This is a genomic window from Sulfitobacter rhodophyticola (assembly GCF_041281685.2).
Taxonomy (GTDB): Bacteria; Pseudomonadota; Alphaproteobacteria; order Rhodobacterales; family Rhodobacteraceae; genus Sulfitobacter.
In genome coordinates, this window is sequence record NZ_CP166251.2 from 1,919,512 (window position 1) to 1,941,985 (window position 22,474).

20 protein-coding genes are annotated in these 22,474 nt (G+C 60.9%); 13 read left to right on the forward strand and 7 right to left on the reverse strand.

The features are described 5' to 3' along the window. Positions 1 to 10 precede the first annotated feature (10 nt). From AB4X18_RS10515 to AB4X18_RS10535, 5 genes are all read left to right on the forward strand, one after another. Positions 11 to 973: a zinc-dependent alcohol dehydrogenase family protein gene (locus tag AB4X18_RS10515; protein WP_370400034.1), complete on the forward strand. Its 963-nt coding sequence runs from the start codon at positions 11 to 13 to the stop codon at positions 971 to 973. Positions 974 to 1,042: 69 nt separating this feature from the next. After that, positions 1,043 to 1,831: an exodeoxyribonuclease III gene (locus AB4X18_RS10520; RefSeq protein ID WP_370400035.1), complete on the forward strand. Its 789-nt coding sequence runs from the start codon at positions 1,043 to 1,045 to the stop codon at positions 1,829 to 1,831. A gap of 57 nt (positions 1,832 to 1,888) precedes the next feature. Further along, a complete protein-coding gene (gene trxA / locus AB4X18_RS10525) occupies positions 1,889 to 2,809 on the forward strand; it encodes a thioredoxin (RefSeq protein WP_370400036.1) in 921 nt (306 codons plus the stop codon). A 27-nt stretch (positions 2,810 to 2,836) separates the two neighbouring features. Further along, the gene (locus AB4X18_RS10530; protein WP_370400037.1) at positions 2,837 to 3,493 is read left to right on the forward strand and encodes an LON peptidase substrate-binding domain-containing protein; all 657 of its coding nucleotides are present in this window, start codon (positions 2,837 to 2,839) and stop codon (positions 3,491 to 3,493) included. Continuing rightward, on the forward strand, positions 3,490 to 3,675 hold the full coding sequence (locus tag AB4X18_RS10535; protein WP_370400038.1) for a Trm112 family protein: 186 nt from the start codon (positions 3,490 to 3,492) through the stop codon (positions 3,673 to 3,675). The genes AB4X18_RS10530 and AB4X18_RS10535 overlap by 4 nt, the downstream gene beginning before the upstream one ends. Here AB4X18_RS10535 and AB4X18_RS10540 read toward each other — a convergent pair. Then, positions 3,672 to 4,898, reverse strand: coding sequence for a UbiH/UbiF/VisC/COQ6 family ubiquinone biosynthesis hydroxylase (locus AB4X18_RS10540; RefSeq protein ID WP_432817382.1), 1,227 nt, complete (start codon positions 4,896 to 4,898; stop codon positions 3,672 to 3,674). The genes AB4X18_RS10535 and AB4X18_RS10540 overlap by 4 nt on opposite strands. An 87-nt stretch (positions 4,899 to 4,985) precedes the next feature. On the opposite strand from AB4X18_RS10540, the gene AB4X18_RS10545 reads away from it, so the two are divergent. The 4 genes from AB4X18_RS10545 to AB4X18_RS10560 all read left to right on the forward strand — a co-directional run bounded on the left by AB4X18_RS10545 (position 4,986) and on the right by AB4X18_RS10560 (position 11,222). Beyond that, on the forward strand, positions 4,986 to 6,317 hold the full coding sequence (locus tag AB4X18_RS10545) for an amidase (protein ID WP_370400039.1): 1,332 nt from the start codon (positions 4,986 to 4,988) through the stop codon (positions 6,315 to 6,317). Positions 6,318 to 6,428: 111 nt separating this feature from the next. Beyond that, the gene (locus AB4X18_RS10550) at positions 6,429 to 7,616 is read left to right on the forward strand and encodes an aminotransferase class I/II-fold pyridoxal phosphate-dependent enzyme (RefSeq protein WP_370400040.1); all 1,188 of its coding nucleotides are present in this window, start codon (positions 6,429 to 6,431) and stop codon (positions 7,614 to 7,616) included. A 13-nt stretch (positions 7,617 to 7,629) separates the two neighbouring features. Beyond that, entirely contained in the window at positions 7,630 to 10,488 is a 2,859-nt protein-coding gene (locus AB4X18_RS10555) for a DNA translocase FtsK (protein WP_370400041.1), read from the forward strand. A 197-nt stretch (positions 10,489 to 10,685) separates the two neighbouring features. Beyond that, the gene (locus AB4X18_RS10560; protein ID WP_370400042.1) at positions 10,686 to 11,222 is read left to right on the forward strand and encodes an RNA polymerase sigma factor; all 537 of its coding nucleotides are present in this window, start codon (positions 10,686 to 10,688) and stop codon (positions 11,220 to 11,222) included. Between the two features lies 1 nt (position 11,223). Here the strand turns inward: AB4X18_RS10560 and AB4X18_RS10565 are convergent, their stop codons facing one another. Then, positions 11,224 to 11,793, reverse strand: a complete 570-nt coding sequence (locus tag AB4X18_RS10565) for a hypothetical protein (protein WP_370400043.1) — start codon at positions 11,791 to 11,793, stop codon at positions 11,224 to 11,226. 183 nt (positions 11,794 to 11,976) lie between these two features. Here AB4X18_RS10565 and AB4X18_RS10570 point away from each other — a divergent pair, with 183 nt between their 5' ends. Continuing rightward, the gene (locus tag AB4X18_RS10570) at positions 11,977 to 13,137 is read left to right on the forward strand and encodes a S8 family serine peptidase (RefSeq protein WP_432817383.1); all 1,161 of its coding nucleotides are present in this window, start codon (positions 11,977 to 11,979) and stop codon (positions 13,135 to 13,137) included. Positions 13,138 to 13,206: 69 nt separating this feature from the next. On the opposite strand, the gene AB4X18_RS10575 is transcribed toward AB4X18_RS10570, so the two are convergent. Further along, the gene (locus AB4X18_RS10575; protein WP_370400045.1) at positions 13,207 to 14,784 is read right to left on the reverse strand and encodes a calcium-binding protein; all 1,578 of its coding nucleotides are present in this window, start codon (positions 14,782 to 14,784) and stop codon (positions 13,207 to 13,209) included. 459 nt (positions 14,785 to 15,243) lie between these two features. Here AB4X18_RS10575 and AB4X18_RS10580 point away from each other — a divergent pair, with 459 nt between their 5' ends. Then, entirely contained in the window at positions 15,244 to 16,884 is a 1,641-nt protein-coding gene (locus AB4X18_RS10580) for an ABC transporter substrate-binding protein (protein WP_370400046.1), read from the forward strand. 155 nt (positions 16,885 to 17,039) lie between these two features. Then, positions 17,040 to 17,456, forward strand: coding sequence for a universal stress protein (locus AB4X18_RS10585; protein ID WP_370400047.1), 417 nt, complete (start codon positions 17,040 to 17,042; stop codon positions 17,454 to 17,456). Positions 17,457 to 17,502: 46 nt separating this feature from the next. Here AB4X18_RS10585 and AB4X18_RS10590 read toward each other — a convergent pair whose 3' ends face one another. After that, positions 17,503 to 18,690, reverse strand: a complete 1,188-nt coding sequence (locus tag AB4X18_RS10590; protein ID WP_432817384.1) for a cation:proton antiporter — start codon at positions 18,688 to 18,690, stop codon at positions 17,503 to 17,505. A 133-nt stretch (positions 18,691 to 18,823) separates the two neighbouring features. After that, positions 18,824 to 19,612 (reverse strand): polyphosphate kinase 2, encoded by a 789-nt coding sequence (ppk2, locus tag AB4X18_RS10595; protein WP_370400049.1) that lies wholly within the window; start codon positions 19,610 to 19,612, stop codon positions 18,824 to 18,826. 213 nt (positions 19,613 to 19,825) lie between these two features. Here ppk2 and AB4X18_RS10600 point away from each other — a divergent pair, with 213 nt between their 5' ends. Further along, positions 19,826 to 20,425 carry a LolA family protein gene (locus AB4X18_RS10600; protein ID WP_370400050.1) on the forward strand — a complete coding sequence of 200 codons (600 nt, stop codon included), beginning with the start codon at positions 19,826 to 19,828 and terminating at the stop codon, positions 20,423 to 20,425. On the opposite strand, the gene AB4X18_RS10605 is transcribed toward AB4X18_RS10600, so the two are convergent. Both AB4X18_RS10605 and AB4X18_RS10610 read right to left on the reverse strand, forming a co-directional pair. Next, entirely contained in the window at positions 20,426 to 21,784 is a 1,359-nt protein-coding gene (locus AB4X18_RS10605) for a hypothetical protein (protein ID WP_370400051.1), read from the reverse strand. It abuts the gene before it with no gap. 81 nt (positions 21,785 to 21,865) lie between these two features. Continuing rightward, a complete protein-coding gene (locus AB4X18_RS10610) occupies positions 21,866 to 22,453 on the reverse strand; it encodes a lytic transglycosylase (protein ID WP_370400052.1) in 588 nt (195 codons plus the stop codon). Positions 22,454 to 22,474: the final 21 nt, after the last annotated feature.

The following is a 22,474-nucleotide window of genomic DNA, read 5'->3' on the forward strand; positions in this document are numbered from 1 at the left end:
GGAGACCGTCATGAAAAAAGTCATCTACAAGGAATTCGGCAATCCGGTGAAAGTGCTGGAGGTGATCGAAGAACCGAGCGCACCGCTGGGCGACGGACAGGTGCGGGTCGAGGTGCTGCGCGCGCCTATCAATCCCTCCGATCTGATCCAGATTGCAGGGGATTATGGCGTCAAGCCACCGCTGCCCGCCACGGCGGGTAACGAAGGACTTGGGCGGATTGTCGAAGGTGAAGGCAAGGGACAACTGGTCCTGCTGCCTGCCGGAGAAGGCACCTGGGTCAGCGAAATCGTGTGTGATCCGCGCGGCCTTGTGCCGCTGCCCGACGGGGATCTGGACCAATTGTCGATGCTGCTGGTGAATCCGGCGACAGCGCAATTGCTGCTGACGCAATTCCTGGACCTGAAAGAAGGCGATTGGATCATCCAGTCGGCAGCAAACTCTGCCGTCGGCGGGTATCTGGTGCAACTGGCCAAGACTGCGGGGATCAACGTCGTGAACGTGGTGCGGCGTGAAAGTGCGATTGCCGGGCTGAAGGAACTCGGCGCAGACATTGTTCTGGTCGATGGGCCTGATCTGGCAAAGGAGGTCAAAGCGGCGACCGGGGCCAAGATGAAACTGGCGATAGATGCGGTGGCGGGTGACACATTCGGACGGTTGGCAACCACGCTCGAACGGGGCGGCACGCTGGTAAACTATGGCGGCATGTCGCAACAGCCCTGTGCGGTCGATGCGGGGATGCTGATCTTCAACGATGTCACGGTGCGGGGCTTCTGGCTGATGACATGGTTCCGGCAGGCCGATGGCGATGCACGCCGCGCGCTTTATGGCGACCTGACAAAGGCGGTGCTGGCAGGCACGCTGCACGCGCCCGTGGCGCAGCACTTCAGCCTTGATGACGTGGCCGAAGCCGCAAAAGTATCTTGGGCAGGTGAACGCACCGGCAAAGTCATACTTGCACCGAACGGCGTCTGATTTGGCCATGGCGGCGGGGGGCGGCACGCGTTAGGTTGCCGCCAGTCCCTGCCGCGCCGGAGCCTTGCCATGCCATTCACCCTCGCCACCTGGAACATCAATTCCGTCCGTCTGCGCGCCGATCTGGTCAAGCGCCTGCTGGCGGACGAAGCACCGGATGTGCTGTGCCTGCAGGAATGCAAAAGCCCCGTCGACAAAATCCCGATGGAGGTGTTTGAAGCCGCAGGTTATGGCCACATGGTCGCGCGGGGTCAGAAGGGGTATAACGGCGTGGCGATCCTGTCCCGCCTGCCGATTGAAGAGGTGGGTGCCGAAGACTTCGCCAACCTAGGCCATGCACGCCACATCGCCGGGCGGCTTGAGAACGGCACCACAATTCACAATTTCTATGTACCCGCAGGCGGCGACAAACCGGATCGCACGGTGAATGAGAAGTTCGGCCAAAAGCTCGATTATCTGGCGGAGATGCGCGACTGGTTCCACAAGGATGCGCCTTCAAAATCAATCCTCGTCGGGGACCTGAATATCGCCCCGCGCGAAGATGACGTCTGGGATCACAAGAAGCTCCTCAAGGTCGTCAGCCACACGCCGGTTGAGGTAGAAGCGCTTGCCAAAACGCAGGACGCAGGCAAATGGGTGGACGTCACACGCAAGGATATTCCCGATGGGCGGCTTTACAGCTGGTGGTCCTACCGGTCGCCCGATTGGGATGGCGCGGACAAGGGCCGCCGCCTTGATCATGTCTGGGCCACCCCCGACATCGCCAATGCCGCCCACTCCAGCCGCGTGCTGCGCGATGTGCGCGGATGGGAACAACCCAGCGACCACGCACCGGTTTTTGCAACCTTCGACCTTTGACAACACAGGCTTTGCCCACATATAGGGGCAAATGCTGACCGCAAGGAACAAGACGACATGGAACTGAACCTGACCGGTGGTGGACCCGCCGATGACGCCGATCTGATCAAGGATGTAAGCGAAGCGACCTTCATGGCCGATGTGGTCGAAGCGTCTCAAGCTGTCCCGGTGATCGTGGACTTCTGGGCACCATGGTGCGGCCCCTGCAAGACACTTGGTCCGCTGCTGGAAGACGCCGTGCGCGCCGCCAAGGGGGCGGTGAAGATGGCCAAGGTCAACGTGGACGAAGCACAGATGATCGCCGGGCAATTGCAGATCCAGTCGATCCCGACCGTGTTCGCCTTTCACAAGGGTCAACCGATTGACGGATTTCAGGGGGCCTTGCCCCAGTCGGAAATCAAGGCATTCGTCGACCGTGTGGTCAAGGCGGCGGGGGGCGAAGCGCCCGGCGATGGCCTGGCCGAAGCCATTGAGGCCGCAGAAGAAATGCTGGCAGAAGGGGCTGCCGCTGATGCCGCACAAACCTTTGCCGCCATCCTGGGCGAGGATCCCCACCACGCGGCCGCCTATGGTGGCATGGTACGTGCCTACATCGCGGCAGATGACCTCGAAAAGGCCGAAGCGCTGCTGAACGGCGCCCCGATCGAGATTTCCGAAGCGCCCGAACTGGAAGCCGCCCATGCGCAGTTGAACCTGGCCAAACAGGCCGCTGATGCGGGGCCCGTGACGGACCTGGCCGCTGCGGTGGAGGCGAACGAAAATGACCTTCAGGCCCGCTTCGATCTGGCGCAGGCGCTTTATGCGTCGGGGGACGCCGAAGCCGCAGTTGACCAACTGCTTGAGCTTTTCAAACGGGACCGTGAATGGAACGAAGAGGCTGCAAAAACACAGTTGTTCACGATCTTTGAGGCCCTCAAGCCCAATGATCCGGTGGTTTTGAATGGACGGCGTAAACTTAGCTCCATGATATTTGCCTGACTGATGCGCAGCGCTATGTCTCCGAATATGATCAAGCCAACAGATCTTCCTGATACAATTCCTGTATTTCCGCTGGGTGGCGCACTGCTGCTGCCGCGGTCCCGCCTGCCGTTGCACATTTTTGAGCCGCGGTACCTGCAGATGATTGACGACGCGCTGAAAACCGATGCGCGCGTGATCGGTTTGGTGCAGCCCCTGCGCCGCGCCAAGGGCAAGGAGGGGGACAAGGGCCCAAGCCTTTATGCGATCGGCTGTGCGGGGCGGATCACCCAGTTTTCGGAAACCGAAGACGGCCGTTACATGATCACGCTGGGCGGGCTGTCGCGGTTCCGCGTCCGTCAGGAACTGGACGGCTTTCAACCCTATCGCCGGGCGGAGGTCAGCTGGGATGGTTTCGAACGTGACCTCGGCAAGGAAGACCATGACGCCGACTTCGACCGGTCGCGTTTCCTGGAAGTCCTGGGGCGGTATTTCGACGTGCGCGGCCTGTCGGCGGACTGGGACACCCTGAAGGAAGCAGAGGATGAATTGCTGATCAATTCGCTCTCCATGATGCTGGAATTTGAACCCGAAGACAAGCAGGCGTTGCTCGAAGCGCCCTCGCTCCAGACCCGGCGCGAAACGCTTGTCACCCTGATCGAATATTCCCTCCGCGGGGGCGAGGAAGAAGGCCTGCTGCAATGACCGATGGCGAAACAACATTCGACCGTCGCATGCTCGAAGCCCTGATTTGTCCCCGAAGCCAGACGGGCCTTCGCTATGATGCCGAAAAGCAGGAATTGGTTTCTGATGCGGCCCATCTGGCCTTTCCGATCCGCAATGGCATTCCCGTGATGCTGATCGACGAGGCGCGCAAGCTGGACTAAAGCGGTTGACCCCGCATCAGGCGCGGCAGGTCACCCGTTAACCCGGCGGCTTCCCGGATAAAACTGCGGCGCAGGCCCGGCATCGCGTTGATTGCGCCCATACCAATGTCACGCGCCAGGCGGATCAACGGGTTATCGTTGGAAAACAGCCTGTTGAAGCTGTCTGTCGCCAGCGCCAGCGTCGCGTTGTCAAAACGCCGCCAGGTCTGATACGCCGCCAACGTCGTCTCCGCGCCAAAGTCTTCGCCACGCCGCCGGGCATCTGCCAGCACGTCGGCAAGTGCTGCGATGTCACGCATCCCGGCATTCAGCCCCTGACCCGCAATCGGATGGACGCCATGCGCGGCATCCCCGACCAATGCAACCCGCTCCGCCATCATCTGATGGGCCAGCGACAGCCCAAGCGGATAGGTATAGCGCGCGCCCGCCAAGCTGATGTCGCCAAGGAAACTGCCAAACCGGGGCCGCAGCACATCCAGATAGGCGTCATCGGGCAACGCGTGAACAGCGGCGGCATTGGCGTCCGTCTCGCTCCACACGATCGAGGATCTGTTGCCGGTCAGGGGCAGGATGGCCAGCGGGCCGGGCGGCATGAAGAATTGATGCGCCACACCGTTGTGCGGTTTTTCATGATCTATCGCGCAAACCAGCGCCGTCTGACCGTAGGACCAGCTGATCCGCTTGATCCCTGCGCGGTCTGCCGTGCCACTGCCACGCCCATCCGCACCCACCGCAAGCCGGGTGCGCAACGTCTTGCCGTTATCCAGTGTCAGGGTGATCCCCGCGCCCTGAACCTCCTGCGCGACCACCGTGCGTTTATCATGGCGGGTCAGGGACTTGGCCCCCTCGACCGCCTCCAGCAAGGCACGGCGCAGATGTCGGTCCTCGACCATGTAGCCCATCGGGCCTTCCTCGATCTCGGCATGGTCAAACTGCATCGACAGGGGGGAGGGCCCTTCCCCCGCGCGGCCATCGGTGACCTTGATCTGCAGCATGGGCTGGGCATGATCGGCCAGCCCGTCCCAAAGCCCGATCCCCTCCAACAACCGGGTCGACGTCAGGGCCAGCGCATAGGACCGCCCGTCAAACCCTGCGTTCTTGCGCACCTTCGACGGGGTCGCATCGATCAGGCACACATCCAGTCCGATCTGCCCCAGCGCCAGCGCCAGCGCGGTTCCGTTCAGCCCGCCACCGACGATGGCAATATCGTGATCAAAATCCATACCTGTGCATAAGGCTGCGGGCGGGGGATTGTCCATGCGCGCAAGCGTCGCTACCGTCGCGAGCATTTGGGGGCAGGGGGACATACCATGCAGGAATGGCTGAAAATGACAGCGGCAGCGCTGGGTCATGGGATCGAAAGCGGAGCGATTGATCCGGTCACCCTGTGCCAGACCTACCTCGATGCGATTGACGCGCACCCCGTGAAAGACCGCATTTATGTCCGTGTCACCCATGATCGCGCGCTGGCAGAAGCCAAGGCAGCCGCCGAACGGGCACAGGCAGGGCACCGGCTTTCACCGCTCGATGGGGTGCCGATTTCCTGGAAAGACCTGTTTGACACCGCAGGCGTCGCAACGGAGGCAGGATCGAAACTGTTGCAGGGTCGCGTGCCGGAGCGGGATGCGACGGTTCTGGCCAATGCCACGGCCGCCGGGCTGGTGTGCCTTGGCAAGACCCACATGAGCGAACTTGCGTTTTCCGGCCTCGGCCACAATCCCAGCACCGCAACACCCCCTTGCGTGAACGATGAAGACGCCGTTTCCGGCGGGTCATCTTCCGGGGCGGCAGCCTCCGTGGCGTTTGATCTGGCGGCGGCAGGCATCGGGTCGGACACCGGCGGTTCCGTACGCATCCCGGCGGCCTGGAACGATCTTGTCGGTCTCAAGACAACCTCTGGCAGGCTCTCCCTGGAAGGGGTCGTGCCACTGGCGCTGAAATTCGACACCGTCGGCGCCCTGACCCGTTCGGTGGAGGACGCGGGCCTGCTCATGGCGCTGATGGAAGGGCGCAAGGCGGCTGACCTGCGCGGCGCCTCAATGCAGGGGCGGCGGCTGGCGGTGCTGTGCACCGTGGCACAGGACGACATGCGCGACGAACCCGCTGACGCCTTCGCAACCGCGCTGGAAAAGCTCAAGGATGCCGGTGCCCGGATCGACTGGATCGAAGTGCCAGAAGTATCTGATGTCATGCCCCTTGCAGGATGCCTTTACACCACAGAGGCTTACGGCCTCTGGCGCGATGTGATCGAAAAGCGCCCCGACGCGATGTACCACGAAATTCTCGAACGGTTTCGGCTGGGCAAAACCCATTCAGGCGCGGATTACGTCTCTGCTTGGGCGCGGCTGGAATCCGCGCGGCTCGGATATGACACCGCCGTCGCGGGGTATGACGCGGTGCTGTTGCCCACTGCGCCCATTTTGCCGCCAAACCTCGCACGGCTGGACGAGGATCACGATTATTACCTCAGCGAGAACTTGCTGGCCCTGCGCAACACCCGCATCGCCAACATGCTGGGCCTGTGCGCCTTGACCCTGCCCACCGGCGCGCCATCCTGCGGTCTGATGTTGATGGCCCCGCCCCTGATGGAAGAAAAACTGCTGCGCCTCGGCGCTGCGGCTGAACAAGCGCTGAAAGACTGACCTAAATGCCACAACTGCCCTGACCGCGCCCCATTTGTCTGGACGTGGGCAGGGGGCTTGGGTACTTTAACGGCAACGGGGCAATAATGATCCCGACCCGAGGCAGTTTTGATGTTCTATCCTGAGCGGTTTTCGACCCTTCCGGCCCATGCGTGGCCGCGTCTGCGCGCCCTGTTGGACGCGCACGAAGGGGGTGGCCCGGTGATACAGATGACCATCGGAGAGCCGAAACACGCGTTTCCCGCATGGGTCACGGACGTGATTGCCGACAATGCCGCCGGTTTCAACAGCTATCCGCCCAACGATGGCTCGCCTGAATTGAAGGGGGCGATCACCGACTGGATCAAGCGCCGCTATGGCGTCACCATGGACCCGGCAACAGAAGTCATGGCGCTCAATGGCACGCGCGAAGGGCTCTACAACGCCGTGATTGCGCTGTGCCCCGAAACGAAGAACGGCCAAAAACCCGCCATCCTGATGCCGAACCCGTTTTACCAAGTCTACATGATTGCCGCGATATCCGGTGCGGCGGACCCCATCATGGTAAACGCCACAGCTGAAACAGGTCATCTGCCTGATTTCACATCCGTTTCCGAAGATGTGCTCGCGCGCACCGTCGCCGTCTACATCTGCTCCCCCGCGAACCCGCAGGGCGCTGTGGCCGATCACGGCTATTGGGCGACTCTCATCGCGCTTGCCGAAAAGCATGATTTCCTGATCTTCGCGGACGAATGTTACTCAGAGATCTACCGCGACACGCCCCCCACCGGCGTGCTGCAGGTCGCCGAAGCGCTGGGCACCGACCGCAACCGCATCGTCGCGTTCCATTCGCTTTCCAAACGCTCGAACCTGCCGGGGCTGCGCTCCGGCTTTGTCGCCAGCGGGCCGGAAACGATTGCCGAGATCAAACAGTTGCGCAACTACGCCGGCGCGCCGTTGCCACTGCCCCTCCAGGCCGCAGCAGCCGCCGTCTGGGCGGACGAAACACATGTTGAACAAAACCGCAGCCTTTATGCCGCGAAGTTCGACGCCGCCGACCGGATATTCGGCAATGTGCCGGGATACGTCAGCCCGCCTGCGGGGTTCTTCCTGTGGCTCCCGGTGGAGGATGACGAAGCCGCGACAGTCAAGCTCTGGCGCGAAACCGGCGTGAAAGTGCTGCCGGGTGGGTATCTGGCGCAGGATGTTCCGGGGCAGGAAAACCCCGGCAAAAAATACATAAGGGCCGCGCTTGTGGCCCCACAAGAAGAGACGGAGCGCGGATTGGAACTGATCCGTGACTGCCTCTATGCGGATTAAAAAGGGACAAGGTATGGCTTATCAGACACGTGGACGCGATCCCCTTCTGGACAGCAAGATGGCCGAAGCGCTGGAAAAGCGCGGCAAGGAACTGCTGGGTCTGACGCTGATCGTGCTGGGTGTGATGGCGGCGATGATGATCGGCAGCTACACACCGGATGATCCCAACTGGATGGTTTCCACCGATGCGCCCGTGCAGAACTGGATGGGCCGCATGGGCGCGTCCATTGCTGCACCCTTGTTCATGATCGTGGGCTGGGGGGCCTGGGGCATTGCCGTGTGTCTGGTCGTCTGGGGCCTGCGTTTCGCGCTGCACATGGGGCAGGAACGCGCCGTCGGTCGGCTGATCTTTGCCCCGATTGCGGTGGCGATGGGTGCCATCTATGCCGCAACACTGACGCCGGGTGCCGATTGGCTGCAAACCCACAGCTTTGGACTGGGCGGCCTGTTCGGTGACACGGTGATGGGTGCCGTGCTGACGATCCTGCCGATTGGATCAACTTTTACGGTCAAGCTGATGTCCCTGCTGATGGGCGTGGCCATCCTTGCCCTTGGGACCTTCGTGCTGGGGTTCACCCGGACGGAACTGTCGCGCATCGTGCGTTTTCTCCTGCTCGGTACCATCATGGCATACGCGACGCTGATGAACATTCTGGGCCGGGGCGCCAGCGGTGCCATGCAGGCCGCACAGACCATGCAGGCCCGCAAGGCCGAACGCCGCGCCGAACGGCAGGCCATCGCCGCCGAAAACGCCGCCTTTGCAGAACAAACCGCCTATGCAACCGCACAGGCAGCGCCGGAACTGACTGCTGATTTCACGCCACAGGCGGAGGCAAAGACAGGTCTTCTCGCGCGGATGCCCGGCCTGATCAAGCGCCCCGACCCGATGCCGGAACCGGAGTTGATCGAACAACCCACCTTTGACGATGACATCGACGCGCCGGGCGAAGAACGGATAAAGACCAAGATCGCCGATGTCATCAAGAACCGCGTGCGCAGCACGACCGCCGTGCACACACCCACCACCGCACCCCTGACACGGGGACGCGGGCGTGGCCCGGACCCTCTTGTGCTCAACACCGCGCAACTGCCGCCGGAACCGCCCCTGACAGCGCCCGCCGCGCCCTTGCGCGCCGAACCGCCGCTGACCGGTGCGCAGATGGCCGATTATGCCGACCCCATGGAAGAGGATGCGCAGGCCCCGCACGTGGACGCATTGGCCGAACCCGCCCCCGCCATTCCCGTGGCAGAGCCGCGCAAAGTGGTGCAGCAACCCGTGCGCAAACCTGTTCAGCAGTCGCGTCAGGCACAGGCCGAAGCCCAACCGCAACTGACCTTCGAAGAAACCCACCCCGGCTTCGAACTGCCGCCGCTGGCGCTTTTGGAAAACCCCGAAGCGGTGGAACGGTTGCATCTGTCTGATGAAGCGCTGGAAGAAAATGCGCGGATGCTGGAAACGGTTCTGGATGACTACGGCGTAAAGGGTGAAATCATTGCCGTGCGCCCCGGTCCCGTTGTCACCATGTATGAACTTGAACCTGCGCCGGGCCTCAAGGCCAGCCGCGTCATCGGTCTGGCCGATGACATCGCGCGCTCGATGGCGGCGCTTTCTGCGCGTGTCTCCACCGTGCCGGGGCGCAGTGTAATCGGTATCGAACTGCCCAATGAAAACCGCGAGAAAGTCGTCCTGCGCGAAATCCTGTCGACCCGCGACTTTGGCGATGGCAACCAGCGTCTGCCGCTGGCGCTGGGCAAGGACATCGGCGGCGAACCCGTCGTCGCGAACCTTGCCAAGATGCCCCACTTGTTGATCGCGGGGACCACCGGCTCCGGTAAATCCGTGGCGATCAACACCATGATCCTGAGCCTCCTGTACAAGTTGACGCCGGAAGAATGCCGGATGATCATGATCGACCCCAAGATGCTGGAACTCAGCGTCTATGACGGCATCCCGCACCTGCTGTCCCCCGTTGTGACGGACCCCAAGAAGGCGCTGGTGGCGCTGAAATGGACCGTGGGAGAGATGGAAGAACGCTATCGCAAGATGTCCAAGATGGGCGTGCGCAACATCGAAGGCTACAACGGCCGTGTGCGCGAAGCACTGTCCAAGGGTGAAATTTTCGAACGAACCGTGCAGACTGGCTTCGATGACGACACCGGAGAGCCGATCTTCGAGACTGAAGAGACAACACCGGAAACATTGCCTTACATCGTCGTCATCGTCGACGAAATGGCCGACCTGATGATGGTCGCCGGCAAGGAAATCGAAGCCTGCATTCAACGCCTCGCCCAGATGGCGCGTGCCTCCGGCATCCACCTTATCATGGCCACGCAGCGCCCGTCGGTGGACGTCATCACCGGCACGATCAAGGCGAACTTCCCCACCCGGATCTCGTTTCAGGTGACCTCCAAGATCGACAGCCGCACCATCCTGGGTGAAATGGGTGCCGAACAACTGCTCGGCATGGGTGACATGCTTTACATGGCAGGCGGCTCCAAGATCGTGCGGTGTCACGGCCCCTTCGTCAGCGATGAAGAGGTCGAGGAAATCGTCAACCACCTCAAGCAATTCGGTGAGCCGGAGTACGTGGGCGGCGTCGTCGAAGGTCCCGCAGGCGAACAGGAAACCGACATCGACACGGTGCTGGGCCTGAACACCGGCGGCAACACCGATGGCGAAGACGCGCTTTATGACCAAGCCGTTCAGGTGGTGATCAAGGACCGCAAGTGTTCGACCTCCTACATCCAGCGCAAGCTGGCGATTGGGTATAATAAAGCGGCGCGTCTGGTGGAGCAGATGGAGGACGAAGGCCTCGTCTCCCCCGCCAACCACGTGGGCAAACGCGACATTCTGGTGCCGGAACAGGGGTAAGGCTTACCTCCTCCACCCTCCGACGGCACGCCATAGCACCGCCCGACCCCATGGTTGGGCGGTGTTTCTTCTTGTCGGCTGCGGACCGTGCAAGCGCCGTTTTGACCCGCGCGGATCATTCGCTTAATAGTTGAACGACCCATGACGCAATGACATGCCTAACCTGACAATTCAAAGTGCGGTACGGTGCAGTAACGATGGATGACAGCGAACTGATCAAGGGCGTGGCGTCGGGCGACAAACGTGCGATGCGTGACCTCTATGTCCGGTACAATCACGCCCTTTTCGCGTTTGCAGTGTCGCGCTGCGGGAACGCGGAACTGGCATCCGATTGCGTCCATGACACCATGCTGGATGTCTGGCGCACCGCAGATCGGTTTGCCGCAAAATCCAGCGTCAAGACATGGGTCTTTTCCATCGCCCGCAACAAGCTGGTCGATGCGATACGGCGGCGCGGCAAACTGTCCTTTGTGGAAACCGTCCCCGAAACGGAAGACACCGCACCAAACCCCGAAGCAGCCGCCATCGCAGCAGCAGAAAAAGCGCAGCTGCACGCCTGCCTTTCGGGGTTGAGCGAAAGCCATCGCACGGCCATCCGGCTGGCCTTCCTTGAGGATCTGACCTACCCCGAAATCTCCGAAATCGAAGCTGTGCCGGTGGGCACCATCAAGACCCGCATCTTTCACGCCAAACAGGCATTGATGCGCTGCCTTGAGAAAAGTCTGCGCCGCTAGGTCACTGCTCCAGCGCGACCTCCACCAGATCACTGCGGTTGCTGAGCACGTCAAGCGCTTCTTGCTGCAGGGTCTCCTGCGCAAACGTCACCCGCACCAAGCCAATCGCGCTCGGCCCGTCGGTGATCGTGCCGTTCAACGGACGCAGCAGATCGGTGATCTCTCCGATTGTCGCGGTCTCAACGAATTTCACCTGAAGGACAAAGCCTGCTGAGGGCCCGCTGGCAGCCTGAAAGCCACCCGGTGCCTGCGTGATGCGCGGCACCACCGCGAATTGCCAGGCGGCAACCGCCAAAAGCGCGACAGCCGCGTATTGGACCACTTGCAGCCACGGACGGCGGTTGTCATTGGCGGGCTGTGGTGCGGGATCAATGAAGGCCGACAGCCTGTCCCAGACCACATCCGCGTTTTCATGCTGGGGCCCGGCTTTCAGCTCGGTACGCACCGACCGCATCAGGCTGACCTCGGCGGCCAGTGCCGCGTCTTCTGCCATCGATTTCTCGAACCGCTCCCGGTCCGGCGGGGCAAGCCGGTTCTGCACATAGTCGAGGATTTCGTCGTCGCGATCCATGATCGAACACCCCTGAAAAAGCCAGTTTCACACCTTTGTCGCACAAATTCTGTGCATGGTTCAAAACTAATGCTGACAAGCGGGAATTTCAGCGTCTTTATGGTCCGGCGTACCCAATCCTGTGGCCAAGGTGAACAAGCCCTACCGCGATCGGCCCCTTTTTCCCTGACAGGAGGCACTTCCGTGTTCCACACTGTACGATCCTTGCGCCGTCTTGCAACGCTGTGCCTTCTGATGACATTGCTCAGCTGTGCGCCCCTGACGGATATTTCACCCACACCCTCCGCGGATGTGGTCGGGCCACGCAAGGTGATCGCGCTTGTGCCGGACGCGCAAAGCGTGACGCAGATGCGCGCAGCCGCCCAGATCGAAGGCTACCGCGAACTGGACGTGACCCGCTTGCAGTCGCTTGATTTGACAATGCTGACGTTCAGGATGACCGATGGCGTGACCGGGCCGGAGGCGATTGCAGCACTCGAAGCGGCGGTGCCTTCCTCCACGGTGGGGATCAACCACGCATATCGCCTGCAACAGCAAGCCGCGAGCGTCGCCACGCTTGATTACGCCGCCACCATGATGAACTGGCGCCCCGGCGGCTGCCGCGCGCTGGCACCCATTGGCCTGATCGACACCGGCATCGACACGGCATCGCCGGGGCTTGCAGGTGCGCAGATCCGAACAAGGACCTTCTTCGAAGGGCAGGCGGCGGCCTCAAGACATGGCACCGATGTCGCAAGCATTCTGATTGGTCCGGACCGCTTGCGGGACGCAAGGATATTCGGGGCAAATGTCTTTGGGCAAAGCGATACAAACGGACCCATGGCGGGCGCGGATGCATTGGTGCGCGCGCTTGACTGGCTGGCGGAGGAAGACGTGCAGTTCGTCAACCTCGCGCTTGCGGGGCCTTACAACAAACTGCTCGACCTGGCGGTGGAACGTGCCGTGGCCCGTGGCCTGATCCTTGTCGCGGCGGTGGGCAATGAAGGACCTGCGGTTGCGCCGCTCTATCCCGCGGGGTTTGACCGTGTGATCGCGGTCACGGCTGTCGATGCGGATGGACGGCTTTACAGCAACGCGGTGCGCGGCCCGCATGTGGATGTGGCAGCACCCGGCGTGGATGTGCTGGTGGCGTCAGGCGGGCGCGCCCGCTTCGTCACCGGCACCTCGATTGCGACCCCCTTTGTCACCGCGCGCCTCGCGGCTGACCCGTCTCTGGCGCGGACACGCAGTGTTTCTACCGTGCGCAAACGCCTTGCCGCCACCAGTGCGGAGCTGGGACCACGGGGGCGGGATGCGTCCTTTGGATACGGGCTCGCCCTTGCCGAAGGGCTGTGCAGCGACTGAGATCACGAAAACGAATTGACCCCGCCAGCACAAAGCTGACGGGGCCCAACGCCATACATCATAAAAAGGTTACATGATCAAAAAGGCATCGGCGTTGAAATCGGTCATCGCGGCGTCTTCGAACGTGATCAGCTTGTTGTTCAGGGCAAGCTCAATGTCATCCCCGACCTGTGTCATGTTCCGCAGCATGTTTTCCGTGGTGACAGCGGGATCGTTGGTGACGAATACGAGGCTATCTACGCCGAATTCGAAATCGAGGATGACATCGACACCTTCGTCTTCCTCGAAGAACACGAAGGTATCCGCGCCTTCCCCGCCAGACATCACGTCATCCCCTGAACCGCCACGGATCACGTTGTCCTGATCGTTGCCGGTAATCACGTCATCGAACGCGGTGCCGATCACATCCTCGAAGTTCACCGCCTTGGATCCGTCCAGCGTCCCGGCCTCCAGATCGACGACAACCGCTTGCGCCACCTGCGACAGATCAAGCGCGTCGGTACCGTCTCCGCCATCAAGATCCAGCGTGATCTTGTCCAGGACGTTGTCCACGATCACCGCCTTGTCGTCCCCGTCACCGAAGTTGGTCTCAAGCGTTTCCGTCTTCCGGATATCGAGTTCAAACAGACCGCGCTCGGTCTGGTCGTTCAACTCGGTCCGCGCGAACGCCACGCCCTTGTTGGCGGCCGAAAACTCCGCCACGTCCTTGTTCTGAAGATCGTCATTTACAAGATCGGTGTCGAAGTTGACCTGAACCAGATCGTCGCCCTTGCCGCCGTTCAACAGGTCAGAACCATCGCCGTTGTTCCAGACAAGCATGTCGTCACCGTTCCCGCCATAGACGAAATCGTCGCCCTTGTTGCCGACCAAGGTATCATCGCCCGAGCGGCCAAAGATCTCGTCGCTCCCGCCGAGGCCGGAAATCTCGTTGTCTTGATTGTCACCCTTGATCCTGTCGTCAAACTCGGTGCCGATCACATTCTCGAAGTTCTTCGCGTTGGAGTGGTCCAGCTTTCCGGACTTGAGATTGACGTCAGCGCTGTGGGAAACCTGCGCCAGATCCAGCGTGTCGACCCCTGCGCCCCCGTCCAGATCAAGCTTGATCTGCTTGAGCACATCGTCCTTGAGCACGGCAGTATCATCACCGCCGCCGAAATTCGTCTCCAGTGTTTCGGTATTGCGGATATCAAGCTGGAAAAGCCCGCGTTCTGTCTGATCGTTGACTTCGATCCGGGCGAACTGAACGCCTTCTTCGGTTACTGAATACTCCGCAACATCCTTGTTCTGCAGATCGTCGTCCACAAGGTCGGTGTCGAAATTGACCTGAACCCGGTCATGGCCCTTGCCGCCATCCATCAGGTCCGACCCATCACCGTTGTTCCAGACCAGCTTGTCATCGCCCTGACCGCCGAACATCTGGTCATTGCCTTTGTTGCCCGCGATCACGTCATTGCCAGAGCCACCCCAAAGGTAGTCTTCACCGTCCCCGCCCGAGATTTTGTCCTTGCCGGACAGGCCAAAGATCAGATCATCGCCACCGTTGCCCTTGAGGTGATCGTCATAGGACGTCCCGATGATCAGATCGTTTTCGTCAGTGCCGTGAACGTTGTCGCCAAAAAGGATGTTTGAAATGTAAAAGGAAGCCATTGGTTTCTCCATGCATACCTGGGTTTCAATATCGTTTCCCCCGCCGCCCGATCGGTGTGTGCCTTGCGGTTTTCAACCTTTGGTCACCGCACCTGCGATCAACGAGATGCCCTTGGTCGCGCCGCCTTCCGCAACGGTTCAAAAAAAATTTGGGGCACTGGATGGGCCATCGCAAAAGGCGGCGGCGGAGGGGGTTCACACGTCAGCAAACGGCAAGTCCGCAGCGTTTTAAGGCCCCCAAACGCGTGGGGCCACGGCCCCTTGCTGACAATCAGAACAACCTTGCCGGGTTGGCGCGACCGGGTTGAATTTTGACCTATGTCGTATTTCGTCTATCTTGTCGTTTTCGGGCCATGTGCCCCTCAAAGACCAATGGGCGCGGTGACCGTGCTCTGGGCCGCTTTTCAACCCTCCAAGGTGAGGCGCCCCTGCATTTCCAAACGAACCCACGAGGTTTCCATGACGTTTTCCAACTACAATCACCCCGCCGCTCTGGCCTACGCCGATGAAGTCACCGCAGGCACCATGTCGCGCCGCGAATTCCTGACCCGTGCGACCTCGCTCGGGGTCTCTGCGGCGGCGGCCTACGGGATGTTGGGGCTTGCCGCGCCGGTTCAGGCCGCGGCCCACGCGCAATCCGGCGGCACCCTGCGCATCGAATCCACCATCAAGGCACTGAAAGACCCCCGCACCTATGACTGGCCACAGATGTCGAACTACACCCGCGGCTATCTGGAATACCTGGTGGAATACCAGATCGACGGCAGCTTCAAACCGATGCTTCTGGAAAGCTGGGAAGTCAACGACGACGCGACCGAATACACCCTCAAGGTCCGCCCCGGCGTGACCTGGAACAACGGCGATGCCTTCACCGCACAAGACGTCGCCTTCAACATCTCCCGCTGGTGCGAATCCGGGGTCGAAGGCAATTCGATGGCCTCACGGATGGGCTCCTTGGTGGATGCCGACACCGGTCTGGCCCGCGACGGGGCCATCACGGTTGTGGATGATGCAACCGTGCGGCTGGCGCTGGGCCAGCCCGACATCACCCTGATCGCCGGCTTCTCCGACTATCCCGCGGCCATCGTGCATCAAAGCTTTAACGGTGATCCGCTGGACAACCCCATCGGCACCGGCCCCTACCTGCCCGGCGAATTCGAAGTAAGCGTGCGCGCCGTGTTGGAGCGGAACCCGGACCATACGTGGTGGGGCGAAGGGGCATACCTCGACCGGATCGAATACATCGACTACGGCACGGACCAATCCTCCATCGTGGCGGCGGTGGACGCGGATGAAGTCGACATGGTCTACGAATCCATCGGTGATTTCATCCTGCTGCTGGACGCCATCGGGTGGAGCAAGTCGGAGGCCGTCACTGCCAACACCGTTGTGATCCGCCCCAATCAGATTGCCGAAGTGGATGGCAAGAAACCCTATGCGGACGCAAAGGTGCGCCGGGCACTTGCCATGGCCATCGACAACAATGTCCTGCTTGAACTGGGGTTCTCCGGAAACGGGCGTGTGGCCGAAAACCACCATGTTTCTCCCATTCATCCCGAATACGCCGAACTGCCCCCGCCCACCTTCGATCCTGCCGGGGCCGTGGCCCTGCTGGAGGAGGCAGGCATGGCCGACTATGAACACGAACTGATCTCGATCGACGACACGTGGCGCAAGGACACCACCGATGCCGCCGCCGCGATGCTGCGGGATGCAGGGATCCCCGTCAGGCGCACGGTGCTGCCCGGAGCGACATTCTGGAACGACTGGGCGAAATACCCCTACTCAAGCACCGACTGGGCGCAGCGCCCACTGGGGGTGCAGGTGCTGGCGCTGGCCTACCGGTCGGGCGAGCCATGGAACGAATCCGCCTTCGCAAATGATGAATTCGATGCGCTGCTGGCCGATGCAATGGCCATCGCGGACGCGGATCAACGCCGCGAAGTCATGGCCAAACTGCAAAAGATCATGCAGGACGAAGGGGTGGTCGTCCAACCCTACTGGCGCTCGATCTATCGTCACCACAAGGAAAACGTGGTGGGGGCCGACATGCACCCGACGTTTGAGATCCACGTGACCAAGCTCGGCTTTGCCGCCTGATAGGGGGGCGCACCGCTGACCCTTTCCCGATCCGCGCACCAGCTGGGTCGGGGCTCCGGGTCTGATCAGGCGCACCGCCGATACCCCTTTGACAAAGATCAATGCGCCCCGCGCGTTGATCGTTACCGTTCGGGACAGGTGGAGGAGGAAGCCACATGTACTCGAAAATTCTCGTACCCGTCGATCTGGACAATGCGGATCATCTGACAAAGGCACTTGACCTGGCAGGGCGCACCGCCAAACAAAGCGGTGCCTCGATCGTCTATGTCGACGTGGTCGATGCGGTCCCGACCATGTCCGCGCGGACCGAAGGGGAACGCATGGCAGATCGGCTCAAGCACTTTGCCGCAAAGCAATCCGCAGAACACGGGGTCCAAACCACCGATGTGGTGGCACTGCGCAGCGACCTGCATCTGAACGTGGGCTCCGACATCATCAAGGCGGCGAAAGAGGCTGACTGCGATCTGATCGTGATGGCAAGCCACATCCCGGGGATCAAGGATCACATCCTCTCCTCCAACGCGGGCTATGTCGCATCGCACGCCCCGATGTCCGTCTACGTGGTGCGCTAGCACCAATCAGGACAACCAATCCTATTCAAATCACCGGGGAGGCCTTTCAGGCTCCTCCGCTGTCACCCCCCGTGCGCCGGATTGCATAAAGCGTGATCGGCGGCCCGATGGCTTCGAACACAACCGTGCTGGCAATGGTGAAGGCCATGATGGATCGCCCCCAATCGGGGAATTGCTCACTCGCGACAAGGGCCATGCCCACGGCAATGCCCGCTTGCGGCAGCAGGGCAGGGCCGTACAAGGCCGCTTCCTGTGGCGGAACCCTGCCAAGCCGCGCACCGATCAGACCGCCCGCGATGCGCCCCAGTATCCGCATCAACAGGAAAAGAACACCGGACCATCCCAGCAGCAAGATCGCCTCAACCTCCAGCAAGGCCCCGGCAAGCAGAAAGAACAGGATCATGAACGGCCACTGGATGTGCTCGATCTCGTGAAATGCTCTGGAATGGTGCCGCGCGAAATTGGCCACAATCGCGCCCACTGTCATGCCTGTGATCAGAAATGATACCTCCAGCCACAGCGCCAGACCGGACGACAGAAACACGATCCCCATCGCTTCGGCCTGCATCGGTTCACCCTGTTGCAGCCGCCCGGTCAGGAAGGCCGCCGGAAACCCGATAAGGCACCCAAGCACGACCGCACCGCCCAGATCCCGAAGCGCACCGGTCAAAACCCCATCCCAGCCATCCGATTGACCCGCCAGCACCAGCGCGACGCTGAAAATGATCAGTCCCCAGGCATCGTCTACGGCCACGATCCCCTTCAGGGTACGGGTGAAATCATTGCGGACGCCCGATTGGCGGATGACATCCGTCATCGCCGCAGGAGCCGTCGCCGTGGCCACCGCCCCAAGCAACAGCGCAAGACCGGGTGCCAGCCCAATCGCCACAAGCCCCAGGGTGACCATCACCACCGTGCAGACGGCGATGGCAAGCGAGATCGTGAAAATGGGGCGCCCATGTTTTCGCAGGTTCTTTCCGGACAGCGAACCGCCCAGCAGAAACGCCACCATCGTCAGCGCGATGTTCGACAATTCGTCAAACCATTGGGTGGCCGCATCCGGGATCAGGTCAAAACCCGCATTTCCGGCCAACAGCCCAAGCAGCAAAAGCAATGTCACACGGGGCAGGCGGGTCAGCCTACCCAATGTATCGGCCACCAGACCAACCAGAAAGAGAACCCCAAGCGTTATGAAAAATGCGGCATGGTCCATGCGGGTGATACCCTCATCCAATCCCGATCATTACTGCAGCCGCTTAGGCCGCAGGTCAATCAACGGACCCCTGCGGGCGTCGATACGGGTCAACACCCCGAAACGCGGACTGATGTGGACGGACACTTTCCCGCCCCGAACCCGGCAAACCCCATCAAAGCTTCACATGAACTTCCGGTACGAAGGTCTGATCGTCCATCGGCGGCCTGACATATCCCCGCTGCTGAGGGCGCTCTTCAAGCACGACGCGCGAATGGGCGACCTCTTCATAGGGGATAAGGGACAACAGATGACTGATGCAGTTTAGTCTCGCATGCTTTTTCACATCCGATTCCACCACGTACCACGGTGCCTGCTTGATGTCGGTATGCGCAAACATGTCGTCCTTGGCCTTGGAATAATCCACCCAGCGCTTTCGGCTCTCCAGGTCCATCGGGCTCAGCTTCCACTGCTTTGTCGGGTCGGTCAGCCGTTTTTGGAACCGCCGTTCCTGTTCCTCGTCGCTGACTGAAAACCAATACTTGATCAGCTGAATGCCGGACCGGACAAGCATCCGTTCGAATTCCGGGCAACTGCGCATGAATTCCTTGTATTCCTGATCTGTACAGAACCCCATCACCCGTTCGACCCCGGCACGGTTGTACCAGGAGCGGTCAAAGATGACGATCTCTCCCGCTGCCGGCAGGTGCGAAACATACCTCTGGAAATACCACTGCGACTTTTCCCGCTCCGTGGGCGCAGGCAGTGCGACAACATGACAGATGCGCGGGTTCATCGCCTCCGTGATGCGCTTAATCGTGCCGCCCTTGCCCGCCGCATCTCTTCCCTCAAAGACAATCGCGACCCGGTGGCCGGTCTCCTTGACCCATTCCTGCAGTTTCACCAGTTCAATCTGCAGCCGGGCCAGTTCAGCTTCATAGGCCTTTTTCGAAATCTTGGTCATCTTGTGGTCCCCCCTTCGCTGTCACCCTGCGGGCATAAAAGCACGTTTTCAGGCAAATCGTGAAATGCTTGTGAATATCGGGACATGGCAGCGCGGCCACCCCTGGATCCTGGCCTGCACGCAAGCCCGGCCGGCTAAGCAGAAATCCGCAGTCCGTTATCGCATAACATCGCCACACGCCCTATGTCTGTTCCAAACAAAAGGAAGACGAGTATGCGTTTCATCTCCACCCTGATCCTGACCGCGGGCCTCACCCTCGCACTGCCGCTGGCGGCGGCGGCGCAAAAGCTGCCGCTTGGCGACATTTCCGGCTACCTCAACAAGCTGCAAACCGCGCAGGGGGAGTTTACCCAGATCAACGATGACGGCTCCATCAGCACGGGCACCATCTATATCAAGCGCCCCGGCAAGGTCCGGTTCGAATACAACCCGCCGGAATCCGCACTTGTGGTGGCGGGTTCCAACACGGTCGTGATATTTGACAAGAAATCCAACCAGCCCGCCGAAACCTACCCGCTCAGCCGCACACCCCTGTCGATCATCCTGGCGCGCAATGTCGATCTGGGTCAGGCGCGCATGGTCACGGGGCATGATTATGACGGCACCGCAACCATCGTCACCGCACAAGACCCCGAGAATGCCCAATACGGCAACATCCAGATGAAATTCACCGGCAACCCCGTGGAACTGCGCCAGTGGATCATCAATGACGGCAACGGCAGCCAGACCACCGTGGTGCTGGGCGATCTGCAAACGGGCGGCACCCTGCCCAACAGCCTGTTCGACGTGGGCACCCCGGGCGTGAACCGCTGATCAGATAACGGAAGGCAGCGGCACGTCGATGGGATAATCGTCCAGAACCTCGTCCACATCGCGGAAGGTGATCGTGGCGGGGTCGACTTCGGCCATCTTGATCAGCCCGACTGACCCATTCGCGTAGGTCAGGATCAGGTGGCCGCCCCTGTGGGTCGGATAATTGGTGTCACCGTATCGATAATCATCCTCATAGGTCACAGAGACAGGTACGTCCCCGTCACGGGTCAGGATGGTGAGTTGATCAGTGCTGCTGTTGAAATTCTTGATCGTCGAAAGCCGCACAGGCGCGTCAGACGCCGTGTCTCCCACGCCCTGATCCGAAACCATGAAAGTGTCCGCACCGCTAAGTCCCTGTACTGCACCAGCGATACTGGAATACTGGTCCCCGGAAAGGCCAATGTCTGCAAGCGCAATCAAGGTGTCATCGCCGTCGTCGCCGTAGAGGTCCATATTAACGCCACCGGCCCCGATCAGCGTGTCATTCCCGGACCCACCCCATGCGTTTGTGTTGGGGCCCTCAATGATCACAAGATCTTCGCCCGCCTCGCCGGTAATGAGCGATGAGTCTGAGCCGATGATCGTATCATCCCCGTCGCCACCTTCGATGACCGCGCCGGGCGCCTCGATGTAATCATCGCCACCGCGCCCATCGACATAGCTTACATCGGCAGGGGTCAGCGTTTCATCCGCATCCGTCCCGCGGACAATCCCCGTCCCTTCAAGCCTGCTCAGGTCCGGCTCAAGATGGAACGGATAATAGCCCAGCCCATTCCCGCTTTCACCATTAACATAAACTGCTGAAATCGGTTCTTCGCTGACAAATTCAAGCTCAACCCGGTCGCTGTTGTAGCTCGGCGCACCTGACCCGTTCTGGCTGTTCGATCCGCTTTCAGAGACACCGCCCAGATCCCAGCTTCCCAGCACGGACCCGCCATAGTATCCGGCAATATCGGCAGGTTCCCAAATGCCCGGATAGAGTTGCTCAAACGGCTCCCCGTTCACGTCTGTGGTTGCATACTCCGGCAGATCAACTCCCGACGCTGGCAACTCAGTACCTTCCGGCAAAAGGAGCAGGGTCAGGGCTGTTTCATAACCGTTGTAGTACTGATCCTCCTGGTGAACGATAGCGACCAACTCTCCCGTCTCATCCTCGCCCAGTTCAACCTCGATCCTCCCGTCTTCCAACTCCACAACTGACGCACCAAGGTCCAGTGCATCCTCCGGGTCCTCCGGCAGATCGGGGTCTTCGGTCAGATCCTCATCGGTGACGGCATCCTCCCCGTCCGAGGAAAAATCCATCATAAGCGCCATCCCGGCGCTACCGGCGACCAACATTGCCAGCAAAAATGGTGTCATCAAGCCTCTCCAACAATCGCCTTTAGGTTTAGTGGGCTTTCAAGGCGATTGTTGGGCATTCCGGGGGGCTGACGCGACGTCCTAAATCCGGACCCGGCACGCCCCCAACTGCTGTTCGTACATCACCGACCGGTTCGCCACTTCCTGCGACACACGCATCAGCCAGCTCTTGTTGTTGTAGCTGCCGCGTGAATACCCGGTGTGGCCCTCGTGATAGGCCAGGTACTGATTGCGGGCGTCCGACAGGGGGATGCCGTTGCGATCCCGGCTCTGGTTCATGTACCAGCCCATGAAATCCGTCGCATCCCTGATGCGGTCGCGGCGGGCGCCAAAACCGCCTTCGGCCTTGCGGTATTCATCCCACGTCGCATCCAGCGCCTGGGAATAGCCGAACGCACTGGATTGCCGCCCCATGGGGATCACGCCCAGCGTGTAGCGGAACGGCGTGCGGGCGTCGGGCACGAACTTGCTTTCCTGATAGATCGTCGCCATCTGCACATGCACGGGCACGCCCCACCGTCTTTCGGTGGCGCGGAATGCTTTCAAATAACCGGGGCGCTGTTTGAGAATTGCGCAGGCGTTGTCCAGATCCCGCGGGGCGGATGATTGCCCCCCGCCGCAGGATGCGACCAACAACACAACTATCAACGCGCGAAGAGTTTTGCTCATCTGCCTCTCGCTTTCGTTTTT